Source organism: Caulobacter vibrioides (genome assembly GCF_002310375.3).
Lineage (GTDB): Bacteria > Pseudomonadota > Alphaproteobacteria > Caulobacterales > Caulobacteraceae > Caulobacter > Caulobacter vibrioides_D.
The window spans coordinates 1,386,194-1,410,212 of the sequence record NZ_CP023315.3; the positions used below are offsets into that span (position 1 = coordinate 1,386,194).

A 24,019-nucleotide genomic window follows, 5' to 3' on the forward strand; every position below is an offset into this window, starting at 1 on the left:
ACCGCTATCCCAATGTGTCGCACCGACAGTGCTGGACACCGGTGTCAGGCTGCTTAGACAGGAAGTGGAGAGTCTCCGGGAGGACCCCATGCTGAGCCGTCGACAAGCCCTCGCGGGCGCCGCTGCTGCGGGCGCGACCCTGACGGCCGGCGAGGCGTGGGCGGCGGGAGATCCCGCGCTCAAGGCGTTGCTCGACAAGTTGGCCAAGGGCGGTGCGGCCGCCGAGCGCCTGGCCGCGCTGAAGGCGTTTTCGACCGAGGGGTTGTCGACCCATGCGCGGCTCGATCGCGACGCCGTGTTGCGGGCGCTGGAGACCGAGGCCCAGATCGCCCGGCTGTTTCCATTCACCGGCGGTTCGAGCTCGCCATACGCGGTCACGACGAGGGCTGGCGCCTGGCTCCGGGCCGGCGAAGCGATCAAGGCGGGCGGCGAGGCCGTGAACGCCTTGGCCCGACGGGTCGAGGCCGAGACCGAAAAGCTCCGCGCCGACGCCGGTCTCGGGGTGATTCCGCCCGGCTTCGTCATCGACAAGGTCGTGACGGGGTTGGGCAAGGCGACCATCGGCGCGCCGGAGGGCCTGGCGAAGGCCTTGACCGCGCAAGGCCAGGCTTTGACGGCGCTGAAGCCTCGGGCCGGCGACGGCGGGGTTCGCTTCAAGGACGCCGAGACCTATTACGCGCTCGTCCTCAAGGCCAATCTCGGCGCGGCGATCACGCCGGCCGAGGCGCAGGCCAAGGGCATGGACGCCTGCCGGCGCTTCTCGGCCCGCGCCGACGCCCTGCTTCGGGCGCGGGGCCTGACCAAGGGCAGTGTGGGCGCGCGTCTGACGGCGTTGTCGCGCGATCCCCGGTTTCTCTACAGCGATGATGACGCGGGCCGCGACCGCCTGGTGGCCGACATGAACGGCTGGCTCGACAAGGCCAAGGCGCGTCTGCCCCGGTCCTTCAGCGCCATTCCAAAGGGGGCTTGGGCGACGAGGGTTTCGCGCATGTCAGCCGCCGATGAGGCCGCAGCGCGACAGGGCTACCGTGAAGCGCCGAGCTTTGATGGAAGCCGATCGGGAACCTATTTCGTCGATCTGGCCGCCATTCGCAGCCGCCCCAGCTGGACCTTGGCCAGCGTCGCGCATCACGAGTGCGTGCCGGGCCACATGCTGCAGATCCCTCTGGAGGAGGGCGCCGGCGCCCATCCGTTGCGCACGCGCCTAGCCTGCCCGGGCTTCAGCGAGGGTTGGTCGATCTACGCCGAGCAACTGGCCGACGAGGAGGGCGCCTTCGTCGGCGATCCGCTGGCTGAGCTGGGCTACCTGCAATGGATGCTGTTCCGGGCCGGGCGGCTGGTGATCGATACGGGTCTGCACGCCAAGGGCTGGAGCCGGGCCAAGGCCGAGGCCTGGTTCGCCGACCTGCAGGGGCCGCCGCCGGTCTTTGCGCCGATCGCCCAGGATGTGGAGCGCGCCGCCATCGGACCGGGCGCTGCGGCGGGGCAAGGGTTCGCCTGGCTGGCACTGGTTGAGCTTCGCGAGACTGCGCGCCGCCGGCAGGGTCCGGCGTTCGATCTCAAGACCTTCCACAGCGCGGTGCTATGGCCAGGGACGTTGCCGTTGGCGATGCTGCGCGACCGCGTCCTGTCCTGAAACGAAGAACGCCGCCCGGCGGGCTGGCCGGGCGGCGTTCGACGTTCCGCTGTAGACGCTTAGTTCTGCGGCGGAGCGCCTTCCGGCGGCGGACCCGGAGGCGGGCCTTCGCCCTGCTGCATCCGGCGCTGGCGCATGGTGTCGAAGGCCGCTTTCAGCTCATCGATGGTGATCTTGCCGTCCTTGTTGGCGTCGATCATCGCAAAGCGGTCTTCCGGGCGACCCGCGCCCGTCCATTCAGCCTTGTCGACCGCGCCGTCGCCGTTGGCGTCCCAGCGCTTGAAGACGTCTTCCGGAGCGGGCATGCCGCGCGGCGGCCCGTCCTGCTGAGCCATGGCGGCGCCCGCCACCAGGGTGGTGAGCGAAGCGAGCGCGACGAAAAGCGTGCGGCGCATGGGTGATTTTCCTCTTCTGCGATCTCTCGCGGCCTGTCATCGGCCGCGAACATTGCTGGCGTGTTTCGGGAATAAGGCCGGCGTCGGGCCAGGCCTCGTGCTCTATGAGCGCTCCGGAAGACACGAAACTGTCGTATCGGACCGATAGGCGGTTTTGCGGTCAGCTTTGAGGCGAAATGATGCGCAAGCGGTTGAAGGGCTCGGTTCCTGAGCGTCCCCGGAATGCTCCAGCCCGCGCCGCCGAGACCGAGCTGATCTGTTACGTCCATGAAGGCTGGCAGCCCAGGGTCGAGCCGGCGTCCGCCAAGCGCGACTGGATGACGGAGACGCCCGAGAGCTTCGCCTACCGCTGCCTGCCGCTGGCCATCGCCAATGCGCATGGCTGGGTGATGTTGAACCCTTGCGGCTTCTCGGCGCGCTGGCTGGGCGATGTGGGCGCGCATTCGGTCGAGATCGTCGTCGACGAGGGCGCCGACAAGAAGCGTGCGCCCGTCTCGCTGTTCGGCAGCGGTACGCTGACCTTCCATGTCGAAGGGATCATGCGCACCTCCGAAGGCTGGAACCTCTGGGTCGGCGGACCGCCCAACGCCATGAAGGACGGCATCGCGCCGATGGGCGGGGTGATCGAGACCGATTGGGCGCCGTACACCTTCACCATGAACTGGCGCTTCACCCGGCCCAACCATTGGGTGCGGTTCGAGGAGAACGAGCCGTTCTGCTTCTTCTTCCCCACCCCGCGCGGCGTGATGGACCGCCTGAAGCCGGAGCTGCGGCCGATGGAGGACGCGCCCGAGCTGCTGGAAAGCTACCGAGGCTGGGCCGCCTCGCGCGCCGCCTTCCAGGAGTGGATCAAGGAAAACCAACCCAAGACGCCGGCCGATCAGTGGCAAAAGCTCTACTATCGCGGCCTGCACCCGGACGGGCGTCCCGGGGCGCCGGACCATGAGTCGAAGATCCGGCTGGGAGAGTTCCGGCAGACGGGATCGCGCCGGGTCTGTCCGGTCGGTCGCAAGGGCAAGCCTGACTAGCGTCTAGACCCTAGTGCTTTCCCCGATCGCGGCCGAAGTTCGGTTCGGCGCTTTCCTGGCCCGCCGCGACAATGCCGCGGCGGATAGCGCGGGTGCGGGTGAAGTGGGCGTGCAGGGTGTCGGCGTCGCCCCAGCGGATCGCGCGGCTCATGGCCTGCAGGTCTTCGGTGAAGCGGCCCAGCATCTCCAGCACCGCGTCCTTGTTGGCCACGAAGATGTCGCGCCACATGGTCGGGTCGCTGGCGGCGATGCGGGTGAAGTCGCGGAAGCCCGAAGCCGAGTACTTGATGACCTCGTTCTCGGTGACGTTCTCTAGGTCCGCCGCGCTGCCGACGATCGTGTAGGCGATCAGGTGGGGCAGGTGCGACACCACGGCCAGGACGAGGTCGTGGTGCTTGTCGTCCATCAGCTCGACCTGGGCCCCAAAGGCCCGCCAGAAGGCCGACAGCTTGGCGACGGCGGCCGCGTAGTGGTCGTCTTCGCTTTCGAACGGGGTCAGGATCGTCCAGCGGTTCTCGAACAGCTCTGCGAAGCCGGCGTCAGGGCCTGACTGCTCGGTGCCGGCGATCGGGTGGCCGGGGATCGCAAAGATCTTCGACAGGTCCTGGGCCCGGAAGGCCTCGGCCACATTGCCCTTGGTCGAGCCGACATCGGTCAGGGTGGCGCCCGGCTTCATGGCGGGGATCACCACACTGGCCAGTTCGGGCACCGACAGCACCGGTGTGGCGATCACCACGAGGTCGGCGTCCCGCACCGCCTCGGCGATGTCGCCGGTGACGTGCTCGGCGATGCCCAGTTCGGTCACCCGGGCGCGATGAGCCTCGCTGGCGTCGGCGACGGTGATCTCGCCGACCACGCCGTGCTGGCGCGCCGCGCGGATCACCGAGCCGCCGATCAGGCCGCAGCCGATCACGGTGAGCTTCGGATAGAGGACGCCGGGGTTAGGCATGGGCAACGTTTACTTCAAACCGATCTCCCCGGCGAATGCCGGGGCCCAGATTCAGCCTGAGCGGTTTGGGTTCATGCGCCTCGCGTCCGAGGTCGAACGAGAGGGGGCGGTGGGTTCGATCTGGACCCCGGCATTCGCCGGGGAGGTCGGAAGAAGGGCTGGGCATCTAGCGCCCCATGAACTGCGTCAGCAGCTCGACCACGGCGCGGTTCTGTTCTTCCAGGCCGATCGTGATGCGGATCGCGTGCGGCAGGTTGTAGTTGCCCACAGCGCGCACGAGGTAGCCCTTCGACGCCAGGAAAGCCTCGGCCTCCGGCGCGGTCTTGCCGGGCGTGGTCGGGAAGGTGGCCAGTACAAAGTTGGCCGCCGATGGCGTCACCTCAAGGCCAAGGCCGCCCAGCTGCTGGGCCAGCCACGGGCGCCATTGCTCGACCAGGGCGCGCGAGCGGTCCTGGAAGTCGTCGTCGAACAGGGCCGCGACGGCGGCTTCCTGCGCGGGGATCGAGGTGTTGAACGGCGGGCGGATACGCTCGATCGGTGCGATGATGTGCTCGGGCGCATAGCCCCAGCCGACGCGCAGCGCGGCCAGGCCGTGAATCTTCGAGAAGGTGCGGGTGACGATGACGTTCTCGGCGGTGCGGGCCAGCTCCAGCCCGTCCTCGAAGCGCGGATCGGTGCAGAACTCGGCATAGGCGCCGTCCAGCACCAGGATCACCGAGGGCGGCAGGGCCGCGTGCAGAGCGCGGATCTCCTCAGCCGTCAGCCAGGTGCCGGTCGGGTTGGCGGGGTTGGCGATGAACACCAGGCGCGTACGCTCGTCGACGCACTTGATCACCTCGTCGATGTCGACGCGGTGGTTGACCTCCTTGGCCATGCGCACCTCGCCCTGGCAGGCGTGGGCCCCGATGGCGTAGGCGGCGAAGCCGTGCTCGCCCTGGACGATGTTGTCGCCGGGTTCGAGATACACCTGGTTCAGCAGGGCGAAGATCTCATCGCTGCCATCGCCGAAGGTCAGGCGCTCAGGCTCGAGCTTGTAACGCTCGGCCACGGCGGCGCGGAGCAGGTTGGCCTTGCCGTCCGGATAGATGTGCAGGCGATCCACGGCGTTGCGATAGGCGTCCTTGGCCTTGTCGCTGCTGCCCAGGATGTTCTCGTTGCTCGACAGCTTCACCGGGTGGGCGATGCCTTCGACCTTGGACTTGCCGCCGACATAGGCGTGGATGTCCATGATCCCGGGCTTGGGCATGGGACGCGGCGCGGCGAAGCGGTCGGTGGCGGAGGCGGTCATCGGACTACTCGGTTGACGGATGTCTTCTATGAGACGGCCGTCTCTTACACGTCGAACTGCTCCGGTGCAGCCCCGATGACCCCCGTAAGTTGGCCCGGTGCGCGCGCCAGGCGCGGGTCGTCGGCCTGGAAGAAGCCGGAGAGCGAGAACAGCTTCAGGCCGCCGGCGTCCGCGATCAGTTCGGCCGCCACGTCGGTCTGGCTGAGGGCCTCGATGATAGCCCCGGCGCCTTTGGGCGAGTCGGTGACCCAGAAGGTCTGGTCGCCGCCCGTGGGCTCGACCTCGACCTCGGCCACCGCCAGGGCGGCCTGGGAGCCCCAGGCGGCGAGGCACGGCAGGGCGGCGAAGACCTTCAGTTTCGGTTCGGCCAGCAGGCGCCCCCACCAGGGCGTTTCCGAGGCGAGCGGCAGGACGCCGACGCCCCAGGGGGCGCGGGCCACGGCCAGGGCGTCCTGCGCGGTCGGCAGCAACGACAGGCGCGGCGCGGTCCCGAACCGCAGGCGGGTCAGCTCGACCGTCCGGGCCGGTTCGCGTCCGCCGAACACGCCCAGATGATAGGGACCCTGGCGCGCCAGGTTATCGGCCATGATCTCGCGCCAGATGCGGATCACCAGGGCGGCGCTGGCGCCTTTGCGGGGGACGGCCAGCAGTTTGCGGACAATCTGGGCCTCGCGGCCGGGGCGCAGGCCAAAGCCGGTATCGCCCGAGGCGCGCTTGGCCGCCGCGACCGCGCCGGCCAGGCTGGCGCGCTCGTCGAGCAGTTTCAGCAGTTCACCGTCTATGGCGTCCAGCCGCCATCGAACCTCTTCGAGAGACGGCGTGGCCTCCGTCGCGTCGCTGCCCATGTTCTTCCCCGAAATTGGAGGGCGGACCATAGTCTTTGCCGCCAAACACGCAATAGCTAGCCTTCATGGGAAGAAAATTGCGTCAGCGCGCCGATTTGCCCGATCAATAGACGGTCGGCGCCGGCCCCGTGTCGATGACGCCGAGATAGCTGCGGCCGTCCTGGAATCGCAGATCCGCCTCGATGATCGGCTCCTGGCCCATGGCCTGGGCGGCGGCGGCCAGCGCCTGCTCCGGGGTCTGGATCGGCTGGGAGAGGTCGGCGCGCTCCTTGATCGCCACGCTCAGCAGGCCCGTGACGCGGCCCTCGGCGTCGACGCCCAGGACGCCGGACTTGGCCTTGCCCTCGGCGTCGCCGGCGAGGATCTGGCTCTGCTGCACGGTGATCTGGCCGCCGGCCTCGCTCCAGCGCTTGACGGCCGCTTGCCAGTTGCGACCGCGCAGGTGCGAGACGTGGGTGAGGTGGGTTTCCAGGATCATCGAGGCGGTCTTATCCTGGGCGATGCGGCCCAGCAGGCCGGGGAAGGCGGTCTTGGCCCCGTCGGCCTTGAAGAACACCGCGCCCTGGTCGTCCGGACCGCCGCCCCGAACGTGCAGCTGCATGCGATCGGCCGAGACCAGGGTGAACGGTTTGGCGTTGGGGGCGGGGACGAAGGTCAGCTTGGCCCCCTCGATCGAGATGCGCGGCGGGTACTCGGTCACGTGCGAGATGCTGGCCCGCAGGGCGTCGCCCGCGATGGTGACGTCGCCCGATTCCGGGCGGGTCAGCACCACGCCGTTCGGAGCCACCAGCACCCAGTGGGTGAGGTTGTAGACCGCGGCCTCGCCTTTCAGGGCCGGGACGCGCAGGGCCCAGCCGCTGGGTTCGGCGACCTTGAGGTCGGCCAACTGGATGTTCATCCGGAACGGAAAGCCCGAGAAGGTCCGCGCGCTCCACGACAGGTCATAGCCGCGCGCTCGGAGGTCCGCCGCCTGGGCGTCCATGCGCTGCTCGGCCTGGCCACGCAGCCAGATCCAGCCATAGCTCCAGGCGCCCGCCAGAATGGCGGCGAGGATGAACGGCGCAAACAGGCGGCTGCGTCGCGCCTTTGCGGGGGCTTTGCGGGACGGGGCGGCGTCGTTATGGGTCATTCTAGGGCGCGTCCAGTCGGGATCGGTGATGAGTTTAGAGGGCGGCGGCGAAGATCGCTGGGTGTTCGGATACGGATCGCTGATGTGGCGGCCCGGGTTCCCGTTCATAGACCGAAGAACGGCCGTGCTCCACGGCCGGCGACGGGCGTTCTGTATATATTCGGTGCATCACCGGGGCACCTACGAGCGGCCGGGCCTGGTGCTGGGGCTGGCGCCCGGCGGCTCGGTGCGCGGCATGGCCTACCGGGTCGCCGCCGCCGACTGGGAGGGCGTCTACGCCTATCTGCGCGAGCGCGAGCAGCCGACCGAGACCTATTTCGAGACCTGGCGCGAGGTGAAGGTCGACGGCGGCGTCCGCGCGCCCGCGCTGGTCTTCCTGTCGGACATGAAACACAGCCAGTGGGCGGGCGATCTCACCCTGGAGCAGCAGGCGGGACTGATCGCCGGCGCCGTGGGTCTGTCGGGGCCCAACATCGACTACCTGCGCGACCTCGTCATGCACCTGCACGAGGACGGGGTGCGCGACCATGCGATGGAGAAGCTGCTGAAGATGGTCGAGGCGCGGGAAGGGGCTTAAAGACCCGCGTCCTCCAGCGCTTTCGTCGCGCCGTCGATGCGGGTCTGCAGCTCACGCATGAACTCGCCGCGCTTCAGGCCGGCGGGGATGGCGGGCAGGTATTCGAACACGATCGTGCCGGGCTGGATGACAAAGCCCTTGTTCCAGTGCGAGCCGCAGTTCAGCGCCAGCGGCGTCACTGGAATATTCATCTCGCGATAGAGCGCGGCGATGCCGGGCTTGTAGTCGCCGGGCTCCCCGACCTTGCCGCGCGTGCCCTCTGGGAAGATCACGATCTGGCGGCTTTCCCGCATGCGCTCGATGCTGTCTCGGACCAGCTTTTTCAGCGCCGCCGAGTGGCCGTCGCGGTCGACCACCACCATGCCCGCCTTCAGGCCGTGCCAGCCGAACAGCGGCACCATCAGCAGTTCCTTCTTCATCACGAAGCAGGCGTCGGGCAGCAAGGCGAACTGGCTGAAGACGTCGAACATCGACTGGTGCTTGGCGGCGACCAGAGCCGGGCCGGTTGGGCGATGTTCCTGGCCGCGCACTTCGACCTTCACGCCGGCCAACAGTCGCAGGCCCACGATCAGACCCTTGGCCCACGTGGTCAGGCACCAGGTGTTGACGCGACGCGGCAGCGGCAGGACCAGCAACATGCCGACAGCCCAGGTAATCGACCAAAGCCAGAAGACCAGTTGGAAGATGAACGAACGCAGATAGATCAAGACGCTTCCTTCGCCGCCGGGGCGGCCTTGTCCTTCGGTCCCAGCCCCAGGAACGCTTCGCGGCCCAGAATCGCCAGGTACTTGCAGTACTCCACGATCATGCGCCGCGCGCTGGCGCCAGTCTTCCACCAGCGACGAGCGTTCAGATCGGTCTTCACCGGATAGGGATGCAGAGCCACGTTCGGCATCGCCGCGTGCAGCTCCAGCATCGAGCGGGGCATGTGGTAGTCGGCGGTGACCACGATCAGGCTCTTGTAACCCTTGGAGCGCGCCCATTCCGCCGTCTCGCGGGCGTTGCCGACCGTGTTGGCGGCGGCGAAGCCCAGATCGACGCAGCAGTCATAGATCGGCTTCACCGCCTTGGTGACGGTCTGGATTTCGGCCCGGGTGGCTTCGCGATTGACGCCGGAAATCAACAGGCGCTGGCCCTTGCCCTCTTCCAGAAGCCGCGTCGCGGCCTCCAGCCGAAGGGTCGAGGCGCCGGTCAGGGCGACGACGCCGTCCGAGATGGGCGGTTCGGGCGCCGGGGTCGATTGGTCGACCCGCCCGGTGAACGCCAGAAGTCCAAGGCCCCAGATCATCAGGGCGAGCAGCAATGCGGCCAAGGTCTTCACGGCATCTCCCCTACGATCCGCGACGCCGCCAGACGCGCCGAGACCCCGGCGATCAGCGCCGCCAGCATCGGCGCGGGCAGGGCGGCCAGCAGGTCGATCCAGGCCAGTGGCAGGACTGGAGCCACGCCCGCTCCGCCGCCGAAGTACCGCGCGAGCGCGCCGATGATGGCCGCCCCCGCGCCGCCCAGCAACCCCGCCAGGGCGCCCATCGTCGCGAACCGGTTCTGGAAGAGTCCGGCGATGAACCGCGCTTCGGCCCCGGAGAAGTGCAGCACCTCGATGACGTCGCGCCGCGCCGCCAGGCCGGCGCGGGTGGCGAAGGCGATCACCGCAGCCGTGGCCGCCGCGATCAGGACGAACACGCCCAGCGCTGCAAAGCGGGCGATATCGGCGGCGCGCTCGATATCGGCGATCCACCGGCTGTGATCATCGACCGTGGCGTCGATGCCCGCCGCGCGCAGCGCGCGATCCAGGATGCTCGCCGTCGGCGGGGCCTTGGGGTCCAGCTCAAGCGTGACCAGACGCGGTGTCGGCAGGTCGTCGACGAGGGCCTCGGTTCCGATCCAGGGGGCCAGCAGCGCCTCGGCCTTCTCACGCGGCAGGGCCTGGGCCTCGACCACGCCCCGCACGCCGGCCAGGGTTTCGGCGGCGCGCGCGGCGGCGCTGTCGGGAGTCTCGTTGACGCGGGCGCGCACCACCACGGTCGCCGAGCCGCTGAGCTGCGCCGTCCAGCCATGCGCGGCGCGATTGGCCGCCAGGGCGGCGAAGGCCGTGAGGCAAGCCAGGAAGCATAGCACCGCCACCACGAACACCAGAGCGCCGTCGCGGGCGTCGCGCGGCGGCAGAAGGGGGCCGGGCCGCCAGCGCGAGACCTGGAAGAACTCGCTCATGGCCGGCCTCCCAGATCAACGAGGCGCCCGTGCTCTAGGTGCAGCGTAGGCCGGGCGGCGCGCGCCACCAGGTCCTCGTCGTGCGTGGCGATCAGCACCGTGGTGCCCAGGCGATTCAGCTCGACGAACAGGCGCAGGAGGCGCAGCGACATGGCCGGATCGACATTGCCGGTCGGCTCGTCGGCCAGCAGCACGTCGGGGCGGTCGACGACGGCGCGGGCGATGGCCAGGCGCTGCTTCTCGCCGCCCGACAGCGTGGCGGGCAGGGCGTGCATCCGCTCGCCCAGGCCCACCCAGTTCAGAAGCTCGGCCACGTCCTCGCGATAGGTGGCGGGCTTGCGGCCGAGGATTCGCAGGGGCAGGGCGGCGTTGTCGAACACCGACAGGTGCTCCAGCAGCCGGAACTCCTGGAAGACCACCCCGATGCGCCGGCGCAGGAAGGGCAGATCCGAGGCGTGGGTCAGGCTGACGTCACGCCCGAACAGCTCCACGCGACCCCGTGACGCACGGTGCGCCAGATAGATCAATTTGAGCAGCGAGCTCTTGCCCGCCCCCGACGCGCCGGTCAGGAAGTGGAACGAGCCCTGGTCCAGGGAAAAGCTTATATCTCTGAGGGTTTCCGGACCCCGCCCATAGCGCATCGACACGCCTTCGAAGCGGACCACCGGAAGGGCGTCATCGCCCTGTTCTGTGTCGATCCGCAAGGCGCGTCACTGGGCTTTCTGGACATCAGGGTTAAAATCAGCGACCCCAGTAGGCTATGTGGGGTTCGTTCGATTCGCGGCCATGATACTGACCTGCCCGGAGTGCGCCAGCCGCTATTTCGTCGACGACTCCAAGGTCGGGCCGGAAGGCCGTGTCGTGCGTTGCGCCTCGTGCGGGCACCGTTGGACCGCCCATCTGGAAGAGCCGCTCGACCTCTTCGACGAGCCTGAGGTTTCCGAAAATCAGAGCCCGAACGGGACGCCCGACGCGCCGGAGGAAGCTGTCGCCGCCGAGGCCGAGGAGCCGCCCGTCAGCGCCCTGCCGGGCGAGGAGCTGCCCAAGGTCTTTCGAGCCCGCGCCGACGCAGAGCGTCGCCTGCGTGCAGCGACCGCGACGGGCGTGATCTGGGCCGGCATGGCCGCCGCCATGGCGGTGGTCGTGGTCGCCGCCCTGATCTTCCGGATCGACGTCGTGCGCATCATGCCAGGCTCTGCCGGCGCCTACGCCGCTGTTGGTCTGCCGGTCAACACTGTGGGGCTGGTGATCGACACCGGCAGCATCAAGGCCCAGCCCTCGATGCAGGATGGCCACGCCGCGGTCACCATCACCGGCTCGATCCGCAACATCACCGAGCATGAAGTCATCGCCCCGCCGTTGCGCGTGGAGCTGCTCAGCAAGGAAAACAAGCGCGTCGCCGGCCAACTGGCCGCCGCCGCCGACGCCAAGATCCCGCCGGGCGAGGTGCGCCACTTCTCGATCACCTTCCTGGACCCGCCGCGCACGGCCAAGGACCTGCAGATCGCCTTCGCCACCGAGCCGGGCGCCGCCAAGGCGGTCAAGACCGCTCTGAAGAAGCCGGAAGGCCACGCCGGCGAGCCCGAAGTCGCCCTGCGCGGCGCTCAGGACGCCCCTGCCGCGCACGAACCGGCTGGACAGGAACCCCCGGGACATGAGAGCGGGGACCAAACACCCCCTTCAGACTCTCACGAACCCGCTCATCATGAATGACCTTTCCAAACCCGAAGTCCTGATCTCGGAAGCCGAGATCGCCGAACGGGTTCAAAAGCTGGCTGAACAGATCGCGCCGCGGATCGATGACGACACCGTCGTGATTTGCCTGCTGACCGGCGGCCTGTGGTTCGCCGCCGATCTCACCCGCGCCCTGTGGCGCGCCGGACGCGACGTCCGCTTCGACGCCCTGTGGCTGGCCTCCTACCACGACGAGCGCAAGAGCTCGGGCCGCTGCGAGGTCCGCGCCGACCTGCAGCGCCCGCTGGTCGGCCGCCGCGCCCTGGTCGTCGACGACGTGTTCGACACCGGCCTGTCACTGTCGGAGGCCGCGCGCCTGGTGAAGGACGCCGGCGCCAGCGAAGTGCTGACCGCCGTTTTCGCCCGCAAGCCTTGGCCCAAGGATCGCGGTATGGAGCCCGACTTCGTCGCCTGGGAAGCGCCGGCCCGCTACCTCGTGGGCTACGGCCTTGACGACGAAGGCAAGAGCCGGGGCCTGCCGTATATTGGGGCGATGGATTGAGATGATTGAAGTCCTCCCCCTAGCGGGGGAGGCGGCCGAAGGCCGGAGGGGGAAGCATCGCCGCGCCGGCGTCTCCCCCCTCCGTCGACTGCGTCGACACCTCCCCCGCTAGGGGGAGGATTTTCGGTAAGCTACACCCAGTCCGGCACCAGATCCCGCGCCAGCATCTCGTCATAGGTCGGACGCTGGCGGATCACCGCGTAGCGGTCGCCGTCGACCAGCACTTCGGGAACCAGCGGGCGGGTGTTGTACTCGCTGGCCATGGCCGCGCCATAGGCGCCCGCCGACATGAAGGCCACCAGGTCGCCCGCCGCGAACGGCGGCAGGGCGCGGTCGCGGGTGAAGGTGTCGCCCGTCTCGCAGACCGGACCCACCACGTCATAGACCGCCTCGCCGGCGCGCTGGATTACCGGGCGGATGTCGTGGAACGCATCGTACATGGCCGGGCGGACGAGGTCGTTCATGGCCGCGTCGATGACCAGGAACTTGCGGCCTTCCGGGCGCTCGTGGACGTGGATCACTTCGGAGACCAACACGCCAGCGTTGGCGGCGATCACCCGACCGGGCTCGAAGGCCAGGGTGACGGGCAGGCCTTGCGTGACCTCGCCGACCATGGCGGCGAACTCGGCGGGCGAGGGCGGTTCGGGGTGGTTGAAATAGGGCACACCCAGGCCCCCGCCCAGATCCAGGCGCTCGACCGACAGGCCCTCGGCCAGCAGCTGCTCGACGAGACCGCGCATCTTGGTGAAGGCCGCGCGCATGGGGGCCAGATCGGTGATCTGGCTGCCGATGTGGCAGGCCACCCCGACGGGCTGGAGATTGGCGTTGTTGCTGGCGTTGGCGTAGAGGCGCGCGGCCTCGGCGAACGAGACGCCGAACTTGTTCTCGGACTTGCCGGTGGCGATCTTGGCGTGACCGCCGGCCGCGACGTCTGGATTGACCCGGAAGGCGACCTTGGCGCGCACGCCCAGCTCGGCGGCGACCTGCGCGATCAGGTTCAGCTCGGGCTCGGACTCGACATTGATCTCGGCGACGCCGGCCTGCAGCGCGAAGGCGATCTCGCGGCGCGCCTTGCCGACGCCCGAAAAGACGATTCGCTCGCCGGGGATGCCGGCGGCCAGGGCGCGGCGGACCTCGCCTTCCGACACCGTGTCGGCCCCGGCGCCCAGGTCGCCGAGGACCTTCAGCACCGCGACGTTGGAATTGGCCTTCACGGCGTAGGCGATCAGCGGATCGACCACGCCGGACATCGCCAGGGCGTCGCGGAACACGACAAAGTGCCGCTCCAGCGTGGCGCGGCTGTACACATAGACCGGCGTGCCGACCTCGGCCGCGATCTTGGCCAGGGGCACGCCTTCGCAGGCCAGGCCCTGCGGGCCGTACTCGAAGTGATTCAACTTAGTCTCTTAGTTGGGCGTGGCGCCGGGGAAGCCGGCGGCGGACGGACCGCCGAACGGATCGCGGGTGCCGGGCAGGGGAGCGGCGCGAATGGTGCGGTTGCTGGAGGCCGGATCGCGGATCTCCTGGGCGCCGCCGGCGCGCGCCGGCTGGTTGGCCTGGGATGAGGCCATGCGGCGCTCAGCGGCCCATGCGGCCTTCTTCTGGGCGTCCCACATCGGGGCGGGACGCTCCAGCGTGCCCTGCTTGCCGCAGCCGGCGGCCGCGACGGCCAGGGCGGCCAGCGTAAGCATCGAGAGGGGGCGGATCATGCCAGCAGTTCCTTCCAACGCGCGATCTGGGCGCGGACCTGGGCGGGAGCCGTCCCGCCATAGCTCATGCGGCTGGCCGCCGAGGCGGCCGGAGTCAGGACGGCGTAGACCGCGTTCGTGATCTGCGGCTCGATCGCCTGGAACTGCTCCAGGGACAGATCCGCCAGATCGACGCCCAAGCCCTCGGCCGTCTTCACGGCGGAGCCTGTCACGTGGTGGGCGTCACGGAAAGGCATGTTCAGCGTCCGAACCAGCCAATCGGCCAGATCGGTGGCGGTGGAGAAGCCCGCGCCAGCGGCCTTGGCCATGTTCTGGGTGTTCGGCGTCAGGTCGGCGATCATGCCGGCCATGGCCAGGAGGCTCAGTTCCAAGGCGTCGAAGGCCTCGAAGGTCGGGACCTTGTCCTCCTGCATGTCCTTCGAATAGGCCAGCGGCAGGCCCTTCATGACCACGGTCAGGGTGGTCAGCGACCCCAGGATCCGGCCGACCTTGGCGCGGACCAGCTCGGCCGCGTCGGGGTTCTTCTTTTGCGGCATGATCGAGCTGCCGGTCGTGAAGGCGTCGGTCAGCTTGATGAAGCCGAACATCGGCGTCGTCCACAGCACGATCTCCTCGGCTAGCCGCGACAGGTGCGTGGCGGTGATCGAGGCGGCCGACAGGGCCTCCAGGGCGAAATCGCGCGAGGAGACGCTGTCCAGCGAGTTGGCGGTCGGGCGATCAAAGCCCAGCGCCGTCGCCGTCTGGTGGCGGTCGATCGGGAAGGGCGAGCCGGCCAGGGCCGCCGCGCCCAGCGGGCATTCGTTCATCCGGACGCGGGCGTCGCGGAAGCGGCCGGCGTCGCGGCCGAACATCTCGACATAGGCCATCAGGTGGTGGCCGAAGGTCACCGGCTGGGCCGGCTGCAGGTGGGTGAAGCCGGGCATCAGCGCGTCGGCGTACGCCTCGGCCTGGGCCAGCAGGGCTTTCTGCAGCGCTTCGAGCTGGCCGACCGTGCGGTCGCAGGCGTCGCGGACCCACAGGCGGAAATCGACGGCCACCTGGTCGTTGCGCGAGCGGGCGGTGTGCAGCCGGCCCGCCGTCGGGCCGATCAGCTCGCGCAGCCGCGCTTCGATATTCATGTGAATATCTTCGTACTCGTCGCGGAACGGGAAGGTGCCCGAGAGCAGTTCGTCCTCGACGCGGGCGAGACCCTCCAGGATTTCCTCGCCGTCATGGCTTGAAATCACGCCTTGGTTCATCAACATCCGGGCGTGGGCGCGGGAGCCTGCCAGGTCCTGCGCCCAAAGGCGCTTGTCGAAACCGATGGAGACGTTGATCGCCTGCATCAGTTCCGCCGGCTTGGCCGAGAACCGGCCGCCCCACATAGCTTGGCCCTGGCCGTTGGCCTTGGGCGTGTTGGAGGCGTTGTCGGTCATATGAACGAAGTCCAGTCGGGTCAGAACGGCGAGGAAGCCAAGAAGCGTAATCCTATGAGAATGGCGCTGGCGGGCGTCATCCTCTTGGGCGTCGCGGCGGTTCTATACGTCATCGCGTCGGCTTCGTTCAAACCCTCTGGTCCCGCCGACCTCACAGAATTCAAGAAGGGCGCCTTCGAGAAGCTGGACGTGCCCGCCACGCCGCGCCCTGCGCCGACGACGGTGTTCACCTCGATGGACGGCAAGCCTACGACCCTGGCCGACTTCAAGGGGCGCGTGGTGGTCATGAACCTGTGGGCGACCTGGTGCGCGCCCTGCAAGGCTGAGATGCCGACGCTGGCCAAGCTTCAGGCCTCCTATGCGACCCAGCCGGTCACGGTGCTGCCGATCAGCGTCGACCGCGACAGCGATCTGAATCTGGTTCGCGAAGAGATGGCGGCCAACCCGCCGCTCGTCACCTATCGCGACCCCTCCTACAAGCTGTCCTTCGATCTGCAGCCGCGCGCTCAGGGCTATCCGACGACGATCATCTATGACCGTCAGGGTCGTGAGCGCGCGCGCTTGGCCGGTCCGGCCGACTGGTCGGCGCCCGAGGTGCGGGGAATCGTCGAAAAGCTTCTGGCCGAGAAGTGATCGATCCTGCGCGGCTGGAGCCGCTGGCCGACGACGCCTGGCCCGCGCGGGAGCGGGCCGCCCTGGGCGGCTGGCGGCTGAACGCGTCTTCAGGCCATTCGATGCGCATCAACGCCTGCTGGCCGTTGGGCGCGCCCGATCGCGACGTCGATGAGGCCATAGCGGCGGCCGAGGCCTGGCTGCAGGCGCGCGGGCTGCCGCCGCGCTTCAAGCTGACAGACGGGGTCTTCGCGCCCGCAGATCTCGATCGCCGGCTTGCCGTGCGCGGCTATGCGCCGACCAAGGAAACCCTGGTGATGCTGGGCCCGACCGGCGGGCAGGGGAGCGATCGCGTGGTCGTCTCCACAACGCCCGACGACGCCTTCGAGGCGGTGTTCACCGCCACGGCCGGCGACCCCGAGGATGGCCGCGAGCGTCTGGGGACCCTCCGGCGAATCCCGGCGCCCGCACGGTTCGCGCGTCTCGACATCGACGGCGCGCCGGCGGCGATCGGCGCCAGCGCCATCAGTAGCGGCTTCGCGGGGATCTTCGGCATGCGCACCGCGCCCGATCACCGCCGTAAGGGCTTGGCCCGCCTGGTGCTGCGCGCCTTGCTGACCGAGGCTGCGACCCTGGGGGCGGATCGCGCCTGGCTGCAGGTCGAGGCCGACAACGCGGCCGCCATCGCCTTGTATGCCGACGAGGGTTTCGAGCCGGCGTATCGGTATCGCTACTGGGCGCGGTGAGCGCTGTAACGCCCTAAATTCAAAGCATTATTCTGTGTCATCCCGGCCGCAGCGAAGCGGAGAGCCGGGACCCAGGGGCGACCGCACGGCGCTTGGCCCCTGGGTCCCGGGTCGGCTTCGCCGCCCGGGATGACACGGAGAGAGGCGGGGTAACGATAGACTAGTTTACAAAACAAACCTGTTGATCCATGATGCGGCCACTTGAGGAAGGGGAGCCAAGCCATGCACGCGCCCATCAGCGCCACCGAACGATCGACGATCGCCCAGATCGGCGGCCGCAACGCCCCGATCGGCGCCTTGCGCGCCTTTGTCACGCTGCTGGTGATCGCTCACCACACGGTGCTGGCCTACACGCCCAACCCGCCGCCCATCGGCGACTTCAGCCAGGCCCCTTACCTTTGGCAGGCCTTCCCGGTCCGCGATCCGCAGAAGTTCGAGCTGTTTGGCTTGCTGACCCTGATCAACGACCTCTTCTTCATGTCGCTGATGTTCTTCATCTCGGGGCTGTTCGTCGCCGACGGTCTGCGGGCCAAGGGGAATGGCGGCTTCCTCAGCGGAAGAGCCGCGCGACTGGGCGTTCCGTTCGTGCTGGCCGCCGGCCTGCTGGCGCCGCTGGCCTATTTCCCGGCGTGGCTGCAGGCGGGTGGGGATGTCTCCATCGCCGGCTTTGCAAGCGCCTGGCTCGACCTGCCGTCCTGGCCTAGCGGCCCGGCGTGGTTCTTGTGGGTTCTGCTCGCCTTCGGTGCGGTGGCGACGGCCATCCATATCGTCGCGCCCGGCGCCATCGACGGCCTTGGCCGCCTGGTCCGCGGCGCTGACCGCAAGCCTGGCCTGTTCTTCCTGGGCCTCGTCGTCGCCAGCGCCCTGGCTTACATCCCGTTGAGCGCCACCTTCACCTTCATGCATTGGACGCAGGTGGGGCCCTTCACGGTGCAGACCTCGCGCGTTCTCCACTACCTCGTCTATTTCCTGGCCGGCGTCGCGGTCGGTGCGGCGGGCGTTGGTCAGGGGCTGACCGACCCTGGAGGCAAGCTCGCCAAGCGTTGGTGGGCCTGGCAGGCCGCGCCGATCCTGCCCATCGTGGGCGTGATCGCGGTGATCATCATGGCCTTCTCGCCCAAGCCGCCGCCGCGCCTGGCGCTGGATGTCGGCGGCGGGGTGATGTTCGCCCTGGCCTGCGCCACCCTGTCTTTCGCGGCCCTGGCGACCTTCCTGCGCTTCGTGAAGACGACCGGTCCGGTGGCGGCGAGCCTGCAGGCCAACGCCTACGGCATGTACCTGACCCACTACGTCTTCACGGCCTGGCTGGCGTGGCTGCTCCTGCCGCAGGCCTGGGGCGGACTGGCCAAGGGCGCGGCGGTGTTCGTGGGCGCCACCCTGCTGAGCTGGATCCTGACTATGGCGCTTCGCCGCCTGCCGCTGTTGGGCCGAATCCTGTGACCGTCCATGATGCCGCGCTGAGAGGGGCCGAAATGAGCAAAGACCTGAAGAGCGTCCAGGACGACCTGGCTTTCCTGCGCGGCCTCGCCGAGGGCTCGCAGGAACGCGGCGGGCTGGGCGTCGCCGGTGGGGCGCTCTACGGCGCGGCCGGGCTGCTCTATGGGCTTCAGTCCTTGGTCTATGTCGTCCAGGAGCGCGGGCTGATCGGCCTTGGCGACCTCGGCAACCTGATCCTGGCCTGGGCGCCGACCGTGGTGTTCCTGGTGCTGATGACCATCGTCATCATCAAGGATCGCCAAAACCCGCAGCGCGGCGTCACCAATCGCGCGGTCAACGCCGCGTTCCAGGCGACAGGCGTCGCCAACCTGGCCCTGATCATCGTCTTCGCGGCCGCCGCCTCGCGCCACAAGGACTTCCACTACTGGCTGTTCCATCCAGCGGTGGTGTTCATCCTGCAAGGCGCGGTGTGGCAGGTGATCTACGTACTGCGCCGGCGGATGTGGATGCTGGTCGTCGCCCTGGGCTGGCTCGTCTCGGGCGTGGCCATGGGGCTCTTGATCGAGCGCGCGGACCTTTACCTGCTGATCGCCAGCTTTGGCCTGTTCGCGTTCATGGCGGCCCCTGGCTTCTACATGATGCGCCAGGCCATGCAGTCGGCGGACTGAGACGCCTCGTGGCCCCCAAGTTCGACATCAGCGGGCTGGACGATGTGATCCATGGCCGGGTCCGGCTGGGTATCGTCGCCTATCTGGCCAGCGCCGAGGTGGCCGACTTCACCGAGCTCAAGGACGTGCTCGAGGTCACGCAAGGCAACCTGTCGATCCATCTGCGCAAGCTGGAGGAGGCGGGTTACGTGTCGATCGACAAGAGCTTCGTCGGCCGCAAGCCTCTGACCCGTGTGCGGTTGACCGACACCGGCCGGGCGGCGTTTTCAAGCTATCTGAGGGCCATGGGCCAGTTGGTGGAACAGGCGGGCGGCGGCTGATCCAAGTTCTTCCGACCTCCCCGGCGTTCGCCGGGAGGATCGGGGTTCTAGGAAAAGCCGAGTTCCGCGCGAAGATCTTGTGCGGTCACGCCTGACGCCCGGAGCTCCCGCAAGGTCTGGGCTTTGTCGCGCTTGGCGTAGCGCTTGCCGTCTGGCCCGGTCAGCAAGCCGTGGTGGCGATAGGTCGGGGTCGGCAAGCCCAGCAGGGCCTGCAGCAGACGCTGGATATGGGTGGCCTCGAACAGGTCCTCGCCCCGGATGACATGGGTGACCCCTTGCAGCGCGTCGTCATGGACGACCGCCAGATGGTAGGCCACGCCGACATCCTTGCGGGCCAGGACAATGTCGCCCGCCGTTTCGGGCAGGGCTTGGACAGTGCGTGGCGAGGATCCGTCCCCGCCTTCCTCCACAAAGGTGAGGGCCTCGAAGCCGCCCAGCGCCTCACGCGCTGCGGCCAGAGACAGCCGCCAAGCGAAGGGCTCGCCGCGCGCCAGCCGTTCGGCTTCCTCGCCGGCGCCGAGCGGCGCGCCGACATAGGCGAGGGCAGGTTCGTGCGGCGCGCGCCCGATGTCGATTTCCTTGCGGGTCTTGAAGCAGCGATAGACGAGGCCGCGCTCGCGCAACGCCCCGATGGCCGCCTCGTAGTCGGCCAGGTGCTCGGACTGTCGACGCACCGGCGCTTTCCAGCGCAGGCCCAGCCAGGCGAGATCCTCAAGGAGTCCCGCGTCGTACTCCGGCCGGCAACGGGTGGCGTCGATGTCCTCGATGCGCAGGATAAAGCGCTCGCCAGCTTGGCGCGCGGTCTCGAACGCGGTCAGCGCCGAATAGGCGTGGCCGCGATGCAGGTAACCCGTGGGGGAAGGCGCGAACCGGGTGACGAGCGTCAAGCCGGATCCTGGTCGATGACCTTGGCGAACATGCCCAGGTGCTCGAAGACGGCGCGCAGGAATGCCTCCTCGCCGCCCAGCAGCTCCTTGAGCGGCGCAAACTGCTTGAAGCTGATCATTTCGGCCAGGCCATGGCCGGCGCACCAGGCGGCGATAGTCGCTAGCTCAAGGTCGATCTCGGTGGCGCGGCCGCCGCTGTTCTCGCCGATCGTGTCGCGGACCTGGCAATAGGCGCCGTCTTCCTTCAGCTGATCGGGCAGGGCGTCCTTGTCGCGCGAACGATCGTACATCACGCGATAAAGCGCCGGATTGTCGCGGGCGAAGCAGACATAGGCCACGCCGATGTTCGTCATCTGGTCGCGGGCGTCTTCGGTCGCGGCGCGCGCCTTTGACAGCGCCGCGTCCAGCTCGTGCCAGCCCTCGTGGGCGACCGCTTCCAGCAGTTCGGCCTTGTCCTTGAAGTGGTGATAGGGCGCGGCGGGACTGACGCCGGCTTCGCGGGCGACGGCGCGAAGAGACAGGGCGGCCGGGCCGTCGGTCTCCAGGATCTTGCGGGCCGCGTCGATCAGGGCGCGGCTGAGATCACCATGGTGATAGGGGCGGGATTCGGCGGTCGCGGTGCTCATCGGCCTCACTCTAACCATAGCTTTCTAAAATTTCATCTAAACGCTGTAAAGACTATCTTGACGGCGTTTAGATTGGTGCTATCTAAGCATCGTCCAGATTGGCTCACTGCGGCGAGGCTGATGATCCATAGGGGATCGGGACAAAGCCATTCAGAGAGACCACGATCATGAACCGCACGCTGAACGCCTTTGAAACCGCCTTCGACCGACTGGCCGCTGGCTATTTCCTGGTCATCGCGCTGGGCGTCGCCGCCGCCATCGTCGGCGTTGTTCTCTAAGACGGATGACTCGCGATCGGTGGGCTGGTCGCCGCGACCGCCCGCCGCCGCGTTCCGCACCGCAGGCTTGAACCGCACCGTAGGCGGAGCTAACCAAAGCGGGATGCGTTTGCCCCCAGGCGCTCAGTTTTCGATGCGTAGCGGGCCTTTTCCCATGATTCAGAGCGTCTTCCGGCCATGAGCGTCGCCTTCACCAAGGAAGGCGACAGCGAAGCCTTCGCCGCCGACCTGCCGGACCGTCCGATTTCCACCCATCCGAACCTGGTGACGGCCGACGGCCTCGCCGAGATCGAGCGCGCGCTGGCCGACGCCCGCGCCGCCTACGCCGCCGCCCAGAGCGCCGGCGGCGCGGCCGATGGCGACCGCACGGCCATGGCCCGCGCCACGCGGGACCTGCGCTACTGGTCCGCACGCCGGGCGACCGCCCAGCTGATGGAGCGCGACCCGTCCAAGTCCGTGGTGCAGTTTGGCGACCGCGTGACGTTCGAGCGTGAGGACGGCCGCGTGCAGACCTTCCGCATCGTCGGCGAGGATCAGGCCGATCCCGCCAAGGGGACGATCTCCTACATCGCCCCGATCGCCCGGGCCTTGCTCGGCAAGGCGGTCGGCGAGGTGTCCGCCGCGCCCGGCGGCGAGATCGAAATCACTGCGATCGCGTAGGGTCGCAAGTTTCGGGTTGTGCGTCGACGTCGGCAGAGCCACCAAGGCCTGATGTTCGAACCGCCTTCCGCCGAAGCGATCCTGGCTGCACGCAAGGCCCTGGTCGCCGCCGATCCGGCGCTGGCGGCGGTCGAGGCCGTGACGCCGGCCTTTGCCTGGCGCGTCGGCCTGGGCGGCTTCCCCGGGCTTTTGAAGATGATTGTGCAGCAGCAGGTCTCGCTGGCCTCGGCGGCGGCGATCTGGGCGCGGGTCGAGGCGGGGCTGCCGGAGATGACCCCGGCGATCGTCGCCGCCCACGACGAGACCTATCTGCGCACCCTGGGTCTCTCGCAACCCAAGGCCCGTTACGCCAGGGCCATCGCCGAAGCCCATCTGTCCGGAGCCTGCGACTTTGATGCGTTGCGGGCGCTGCCTGACGAAGAGGCGGTCGCGGCCTTGACCGCCATCAAGGGTGTTGGCCGATGGACGGCCGAGGTCTTCCTGATGTTCACGCAAGGGCGGATGGACCTCTTTCCTGGCGGCGACGTCGCGCTGCAGGAAGCCATGCGTTGGGTCGATGGCGCGCAGGCCCGCCCCACCGAGAAACAGGCCTATGCCCGCGCCGAGCTGTGGCGCCCCTACAGAGGCGTAGCTGCGCACATGCTCTGGGCCTGCTACGGCGCGGTGAAGCGTCGCGAGATCGCACCCTTCTGAAAACGAGCCAAGGATGTCTTGGTTCTGTCGCTGAGTCGGATCATTGTTTCCACGCGTTCGGGAATGAATGGCGATTCCCTGAATAGCGTAGGAAGGAGGCCCGTCTTCAGTCCTGTCGCGTACCCCATCGTCCGAGGCCCTGACCGCCTCGTGAGGAGGACTTGATGCAGGTCCTCACCCGCCCCCCCGTCGGGCATGCCCGCTCTGGTCTTGAACGCCGATTTCAGGCCGCTGAGCTATTATCCGCTGTCCCTCTGGCCGTGGCAGGAGGTGGTCAAGGCGGTGTTCCTCGACCGCGTCGACGTCGTGGCCAGCTACGACCAGGTCATCCACTCTCCATCGTTCGAGATGAAGCTGCCCAGCGTGGTGGCGTTGAAACAGTATGTGCCGCAAGAGCGCCCGCCAGCGTTCACGCGCTTCAACCTGTTCCTGCGCGACAGCTTCAGCTGCCAGTATTGCGGTTCGCCCGAGGACCTGACCTTCGACCACGTGATCCCGCGCTCGCGCGGCGGGCGCACCACCTGGGAGAACATCGTCACCGCCTGCGCGCCGTGCAATCTCAGCAAGGGCGGGCGCACCCCGCGCGAAGCGGGCATGCAGACGTTCCATACCGCGCGTCGCCCCTCGATGTACGAGCTGCAAGAGCGCGGGCGCCGGTTCCCGCCAGGCCGTTTGCACGTCAGCTGGCTGGACTATCTCTACTGGGATATCGAGCTGGAGGCCTGATCGCTCCGCCTGCCCAGCGGTCGGATGCAACCGCGCCGCTGGGTAGGGGTTTCCTCAAGGCTGTCGCCATGGAGACCCCAGATGAGCCCCACCCCCGCCAACGACACCGAAGAGCACCCGTTCACCGACGCCGCCGCGGCTGCCAAAGCCGATATGGCGTCGGATGGCGAGATCCGCTCGGATGACAAGTCTTTCGACGCGCCGCACGCGCGTGAAGCCCCTCATCCGCTGGCCGAAGACGAGAAGCACGATCAGCTGGCCGGCAAGGTCGCCCAGTCAGAAAGCCGCCAGGAGGCGCTGCTCGACGAAGGGCTCGAAGAGAGCTTCCCCGCGAGCGACCCCGTCAGCGTCAAGCGTATTACCTGACCGGAAACCGGCGCGCGGCGCGCTGGGCGAAGCTGAGCTGCGGGGCGGGCTCGACCCTTGGCGCCTCGACGCGGGGCGTGAACACGGCCGGGGCGCTGCGACGCGCCCGGCGACGGTCCGCTGCGGCGATCTCCGCGAAGGTCATGTCGCCCTGTTCGCGAACCATCTTGCGGACGGTCTCGATCATGCTGGCCCCATAGATCGTCAGCACCCCGGCTGCGTCCGCGAGCCAGTCTAGGAGACTGGCGCTACGGCCGCCGAACAGCTGGGCCACCTCGACCCCGGCGCCCAGCACCAGGGCTGCGATCGCCAGGTCATTGCGGCGCATGCGTGGAAACGCCAGGAAGGACACGGCCAAGAGGCCGCCGAACGCGATCGCGTGCGCCGCCTTGTCGTTGAGGCCAACGATCCGCTCAGCGCCCTGGAACGGGCCGAGCGCCAGCACCGCGACCGCAAGGCCGCCCAGCACCAGCGTGACGCGGGCGGCGACGACGAAGTGGGTGGGCTTAAGCAAGAACGCGATCTCCTCGGGACGTGCTGACCCTAGGGGAAAGATCGCGCCATTCGGTAAAGCGACAGGGT

General features: G+C 68.4%; 29 protein-coding genes and 3 pseudogenes. 17 read left to right on the forward strand and 15 right to left on the reverse strand.

The features are described 5' to 3' along the window. The first annotated feature begins 88 nt into the window (after positions 1-88). A complete protein-coding gene (locus CA606_RS06515; protein WP_096051864.1) occupies positions 89-1,636 on the forward strand; it encodes a DUF885 domain-containing protein in 1,548 nt (515 codons plus the stop codon). Positions 1,637-1,695: 59 nt separating this feature from the next. Here the strand turns inward: CA606_RS06515 and CA606_RS06520 are convergent, their stop codons facing one another. Then, positions 1,696-2,031, reverse strand: a complete 336-nt coding sequence (locus CA606_RS06520; protein WP_096051863.1) for a calcium-binding protein — start codon at positions 2,029-2,031, stop codon at positions 1,696-1,698. Positions 2,032-2,210: 179 nt separating this feature from the next. Here CA606_RS06520 and CA606_RS06525 point away from each other — a divergent pair, with 179 nt between their 5' ends. Beyond that, positions 2,211-3,059 (forward strand): DUF6065 family protein, encoded by an 849-nt coding sequence (locus CA606_RS06525; protein WP_096053848.1) that lies wholly within the window; start codon positions 2,211-2,213, stop codon positions 3,057-3,059. Positions 3,060-3,069: 10 nt separating this feature from the next. Here CA606_RS06525 and CA606_RS06530 read toward each other — a convergent pair whose 3' ends face one another. The 4 genes from CA606_RS06530 to CA606_RS06545 all read right to left on the reverse strand — a co-directional run bounded on the left by CA606_RS06530 (position 3,070) and on the right by CA606_RS06545 (position 7,270). Further along, the gene (locus tag CA606_RS06530) at positions 3,070-4,008 is read right to left on the reverse strand and encodes a prephenate/arogenate dehydrogenase family protein (RefSeq protein WP_096051862.1); all 939 of its coding nucleotides are present in this window, start codon (positions 4,006-4,008) and stop codon (positions 3,070-3,072) included. Positions 4,009-4,174: 166 nt separating this feature from the next. Further along, a complete protein-coding gene (hisC, locus tag CA606_RS06535) occupies positions 4,175-5,296 on the reverse strand; it encodes a histidinol-phosphate transaminase (RefSeq protein WP_096051861.1) in 1,122 nt (373 codons plus the stop codon). Positions 5,297-5,340: 44 nt separating this feature from the next. After that, positions 5,341-6,141, reverse strand: coding sequence for a chorismate mutase (locus CA606_RS06540; protein ID WP_096051860.1), 801 nt, complete (start codon positions 6,139-6,141; stop codon positions 5,341-5,343). Positions 6,142-6,244: 103 nt separating this feature from the next. Continuing rightward, positions 6,245-7,270 (reverse strand): DUF2125 domain-containing protein, encoded by a 1,026-nt coding sequence (locus CA606_RS06545; protein WP_096051859.1) that lies wholly within the window; start codon positions 7,268-7,270, stop codon positions 6,245-6,247. Positions 7,271-7,298: 28 nt separating this feature from the next. On the opposite strand from CA606_RS06545, the gene CA606_RS06550 reads away from it, so the two are divergent. Next, positions 7,299-7,847, forward strand: a complete 549-nt coding sequence (locus tag CA606_RS06550; RefSeq protein ID WP_096051858.1) for a gamma-glutamylcyclotransferase — start codon at positions 7,299-7,301, stop codon at positions 7,845-7,847. Here the strand turns inward: CA606_RS06550 and CA606_RS06555 are convergent. Genes CA606_RS06555 through ftsE form a run of 4 tightly spaced genes read right to left on the reverse strand, consistent with a single transcriptional unit; the run spans position 7,844 to position 10,762 of the window. Further along, positions 7,844-8,554 (reverse strand): lysophospholipid acyltransferase family protein, encoded by a 711-nt coding sequence (locus tag CA606_RS06555; RefSeq protein ID WP_096051857.1) that lies wholly within the window; start codon positions 8,552-8,554, stop codon positions 7,844-7,846. The genes CA606_RS06550 and CA606_RS06555 overlap by 4 nt on opposite strands. After that, complete coding sequence (locus tag CA606_RS06560) at positions 8,551-9,168, reverse strand: YdcF family protein (protein ID WP_096051856.1); 618 nt, start codon at positions 9,166-9,168, stop codon at positions 8,551-8,553. Before CA606_RS06560 ends, CA606_RS06555 begins: the two co-directional genes overlap by 4 nt. Beyond that, positions 9,165-10,058, reverse strand: coding sequence for a cell division protein FtsX (locus tag CA606_RS06565; protein WP_096051855.1), 894 nt, complete (start codon positions 10,056-10,058; stop codon positions 9,165-9,167). The genes CA606_RS06560 and CA606_RS06565 overlap by 4 nt, the downstream gene beginning before the upstream one ends. Further along, the gene (gene ftsE / locus CA606_RS06570; RefSeq protein WP_181242816.1) at positions 10,055-10,762 is read right to left on the reverse strand and encodes a cell division ATP-binding protein FtsE; all 708 of its coding nucleotides are present in this window, start codon (positions 10,760-10,762) and stop codon (positions 10,055-10,057) included. Before ftsE ends, CA606_RS06565 begins: the two co-directional genes overlap by 4 nt. A gap of 58 nt (positions 10,763-10,820) precedes the next feature. Here ftsE and CA606_RS06575 point away from each other — a divergent pair, with 58 nt between their 5' ends. The 3 genes and pseudogenes from CA606_RS06575 to CA606_RS20005 all read left to right on the forward strand — a co-directional run. Beyond that, complete coding sequence (locus CA606_RS06575; protein ID WP_181242817.1) at positions 10,821-11,771, forward strand: MJ0042-type zinc finger domain-containing protein; 951 nt, start codon at positions 10,821-10,823, stop codon at positions 11,769-11,771. Beyond that, on the forward strand, positions 11,713-12,294 hold the full coding sequence (locus tag CA606_RS06580; protein ID WP_181242818.1) for a phosphoribosyltransferase: 582 nt from the start codon (positions 11,713-11,715) through the stop codon (positions 12,292-12,294). Before CA606_RS06575 ends, CA606_RS06580 begins: the two co-directional genes overlap by 59 nt. A gap of 23 nt (positions 12,295-12,317) precedes the next feature. After that, positions 12,318-12,434 (forward strand): annotated as a pseudogene (locus CA606_RS20005) (hypothetical protein); the annotation flags it as partial. Here CA606_RS20005 and lysA read toward each other — a convergent pair. Genes lysA through argH form a run of 3 tightly spaced genes read right to left on the reverse strand, consistent with a single transcriptional unit; the run spans position 12,426 to position 15,418 of the window. Continuing rightward, positions 12,426-13,691 carry a diaminopimelate decarboxylase gene (lysA, locus tag CA606_RS06585; protein ID WP_096051851.1) on the reverse strand — a complete coding sequence of 422 codons (1,266 nt, stop codon included), beginning with the start codon at positions 13,689-13,691 and terminating at the stop codon, positions 12,426-12,428. The pseudogene CA606_RS20005 and the gene lysA sit on opposite strands and share 9 nt — an antisense overlap. 9 nt (positions 13,692-13,700) lie before the next feature. Beyond that, on the reverse strand, positions 13,701-14,021 hold the full coding sequence (locus tag CA606_RS06590) for a hypothetical protein (RefSeq protein WP_096051850.1): 321 nt from the start codon (positions 14,019-14,021) through the stop codon (positions 13,701-13,703). Continuing rightward, positions 14,000-15,418 carry an argininosuccinate lyase gene (gene argH, locus CA606_RS06595; protein WP_096051849.1) on the reverse strand — a complete coding sequence of 473 codons (1,419 nt, stop codon included), beginning with the start codon at positions 15,416-15,418 and terminating at the stop codon, positions 14,000-14,002. The genes CA606_RS06590 and argH overlap by 22 nt, the downstream gene beginning before the upstream one ends. Here argH and CA606_RS06600 point away from each other — a divergent pair, their 5' ends adjacent. The 6 genes and pseudogenes from CA606_RS06600 to CA606_RS06620 all read left to right on the forward strand — a co-directional run bounded on the left by CA606_RS06600 (position 15,419) and on the right by CA606_RS06620 (position 19,201). Beyond that, on the forward strand, positions 15,419-16,051 hold the full coding sequence (locus CA606_RS06600) for a TlpA family protein disulfide reductase (protein ID WP_096051848.1): 633 nt from the start codon (positions 15,419-15,421) through the stop codon (positions 16,049-16,051). It begins immediately after the preceding gene. Beyond that, complete coding sequence (locus CA606_RS06605; protein ID WP_096051847.1) at positions 16,048-16,776, forward strand: GNAT family N-acetyltransferase; 729 nt, start codon at positions 16,048-16,050, stop codon at positions 16,774-16,776. Before CA606_RS06600 ends, CA606_RS06605 begins: the two co-directional genes overlap by 4 nt. A 35-nt stretch (positions 16,777-16,811) precedes the next feature. Further along, positions 16,812-16,940 (forward strand): annotated as a pseudogene (locus CA606_RS20010) (hypothetical protein); the annotation flags it as partial. Between the two features lie 37 nt (positions 16,941-16,977). Beyond that, positions 16,978-18,216: an acyltransferase family protein gene (locus tag CA606_RS06610; protein WP_096051846.1), complete on the forward strand. Its 1,239-nt coding sequence runs from the start codon at positions 16,978-16,980 to the stop codon at positions 18,214-18,216. Positions 18,217-18,233: 17 nt separating this feature from the next. After that, the gene (locus tag CA606_RS06615) at positions 18,234-18,881 is read left to right on the forward strand and encodes a hypothetical protein (protein ID WP_181242887.1); all 648 of its coding nucleotides are present in this window, start codon (positions 18,234-18,236) and stop codon (positions 18,879-18,881) included. 8 nt (positions 18,882-18,889) lie between these two features. Further along, positions 18,890-19,201: a winged helix-turn-helix domain-containing protein gene (locus CA606_RS06620; RefSeq protein WP_096051844.1), complete on the forward strand. Its 312-nt coding sequence runs from the start codon at positions 18,890-18,892 to the stop codon at positions 19,199-19,201. Between the two features lie 47 nt (positions 19,202-19,248). Here CA606_RS06620 and gluQRS read toward each other — a convergent pair whose 3' ends face one another. Next, entirely contained in the window at positions 19,249-20,088 is an 840-nt protein-coding gene (gene gluQRS / locus CA606_RS06625) for a tRNA glutamyl-Q(34) synthetase GluQRS (protein ID WP_096051843.1), read from the reverse strand. After that, complete coding sequence (locus tag CA606_RS06630) at positions 20,085-20,714, reverse strand: TetR/AcrR family transcriptional regulator (RefSeq protein WP_181242819.1); 630 nt, start codon at positions 20,712-20,714, stop codon at positions 20,085-20,087. Before CA606_RS06630 ends, gluQRS begins: the two co-directional genes overlap by 4 nt. Before the next feature lie 167 nt (positions 20,715-20,881). On the opposite strand from CA606_RS06630, the gene CA606_RS06635 reads away from it, so the two are divergent. From CA606_RS06635 to CA606_RS06655, 5 genes and pseudogenes are all read left to right on the forward strand, one after another. After that, positions 20,882-20,992, forward strand: a complete 111-nt coding sequence (locus CA606_RS06635; RefSeq protein ID WP_096051841.1) for a hypothetical protein — start codon at positions 20,882-20,884, stop codon at positions 20,990-20,992. A 177-nt stretch (positions 20,993-21,169) separates the two neighbouring features. Then, a complete protein-coding gene (gene greA / locus CA606_RS06640) occupies positions 21,170-21,652 on the forward strand; it encodes a transcription elongation factor GreA (protein WP_096051840.1) in 483 nt (160 codons plus the stop codon). Between the two features lie 51 nt (positions 21,653-21,703). Further along, on the forward strand, positions 21,704-22,345 hold the full coding sequence (locus CA606_RS06645; protein ID WP_096051839.1) for a DNA-3-methyladenine glycosylase family protein: 642 nt from the start codon (positions 21,704-21,706) through the stop codon (positions 22,343-22,345). A 161-nt stretch (positions 22,346-22,506) separates the two neighbouring features. Next, positions 22,507-23,071 (forward strand): annotated as a pseudogene (locus tag CA606_RS06650) (HNH endonuclease). A gap of 81 nt (positions 23,072-23,152) precedes the next feature. Next, positions 23,153-23,437 (forward strand): hypothetical protein, encoded by a 285-nt coding sequence (locus CA606_RS06655; protein ID WP_096051837.1) that lies wholly within the window; start codon positions 23,153-23,155, stop codon positions 23,435-23,437. On the opposite strand, the gene CA606_RS06660 is transcribed toward CA606_RS06655, so the two are convergent. Further along, complete coding sequence (locus CA606_RS06660) at positions 23,430-23,951, reverse strand: VanZ family protein (protein WP_096051836.1); 522 nt, start codon at positions 23,949-23,951, stop codon at positions 23,430-23,432. The genes CA606_RS06655 and CA606_RS06660 overlap by 8 nt on opposite strands. Between the last annotated feature and the right edge of the window lie 68 nt (positions 23,952-24,019).

What these genes read in the sequence shown, in the direction of transcription:
- CA606_RS06655 (WP_096051837.1), top strand. Translation starts at nt 23,153, where the DNA reads ATGAGCCCCACCCCCGCCAACGACACCGAAGAGCACCCGTTCACCGAC.
- CA606_RS06635 (WP_096051841.1), top strand. Translation starts at nt 20,882, where the DNA reads ATGAACCGCACGCTGAACGCCTTTGAAACCGCCTTCGACCGACTGGCC.
- CA606_RS06525 (WP_096053848.1), top strand. Translation starts at nt 2,211, where the DNA reads ATGCGCAAGCGGTTGAAGGGCTCGGTTCCTGAGCGTCCCCGGAATGCT.
- CA606_RS06530 (WP_096051862.1), bottom strand. Translation starts at nt 4,008, where the DNA reads ATGCCTAACCCCGGCGTCCTCTATCCGAAGCTCACCGTGATCGGCTGC.
- CA606_RS06550 (WP_096051858.1), top strand. Translation starts at nt 7,299, where the DNA reads ATGAGTTTAGAGGGCGGCGGCGAAGATCGCTGGGTGTTCGGATACGGA.
- CA606_RS06520 (WP_096051863.1), bottom strand. Translation starts at nt 2,031, where the DNA reads ATGCGCCGCACGCTTTTCGTCGCGCTCGCTTCGCTCACCACCCTGGTG.
- CA606_RS06545 (WP_096051859.1), bottom strand. Translation starts at nt 7,270, where the DNA reads ATGACCCATAACGACGCCGCCCCGTCCCGCAAAGCCCCCGCAAAGGCG.
- CA606_RS06630 (WP_181242819.1), bottom strand. Translation starts at nt 20,714, where the DNA reads ATGAGCACCGCGACCGCCGAATCCCGCCCCTATCACCATGGTGATCTC.
- CA606_RS06580 (WP_181242818.1), top strand. Translation starts at nt 11,713, where the DNA reads ATGAGAGCGGGGACCAAACACCCCCTTCAGACTCTCACGAACCCGCTC.
- CA606_RS06600 (WP_096051848.1), top strand. Translation starts at nt 15,419, where the DNA reads ATGAACGAAGTCCAGTCGGGTCAGAACGGCGAGGAAGCCAAGAAGCGT.
- CA606_RS06565 (WP_096051855.1), bottom strand. Translation starts at nt 10,058, where the DNA reads ATGAGCGAGTTCTTCCAGGTCTCGCGCTGGCGGCCCGGCCCCCTTCTG.
- CA606_RS06515 (WP_096051864.1), top strand. Translation starts at nt 89, where the DNA reads ATGCTGAGCCGTCGACAAGCCCTCGCGGGCGCCGCTGCTGCGGGCGCG.
- CA606_RS06540 (WP_096051860.1), bottom strand. Translation starts at nt 6,141, where the DNA reads ATGGGCAGCGACGCGACGGAGGCCACGCCGTCTCTCGAAGAGGTTCGA.
- CA606_RS06645 (WP_096051839.1), top strand. Translation starts at nt 21,704, where the DNA reads ATGTTCGAACCGCCTTCCGCCGAAGCGATCCTGGCTGCACGCAAGGCC.
- greA (WP_096051840.1), top strand. Translation starts at nt 21,170, where the DNA reads ATGAGCGTCGCCTTCACCAAGGAAGGCGACAGCGAAGCCTTCGCCGCC.
- argH (WP_096051849.1), bottom strand. Translation starts at nt 15,418, where the DNA reads ATGACCGACAACGCCTCCAACACGCCCAAGGCCAACGGCCAGGGCCAA.
- hisC (WP_096051861.1), bottom strand. Translation starts at nt 5,296, where the DNA reads ATGACCGCCTCCGCCACCGACCGCTTCGCCGCGCCGCGTCCCATGCCC.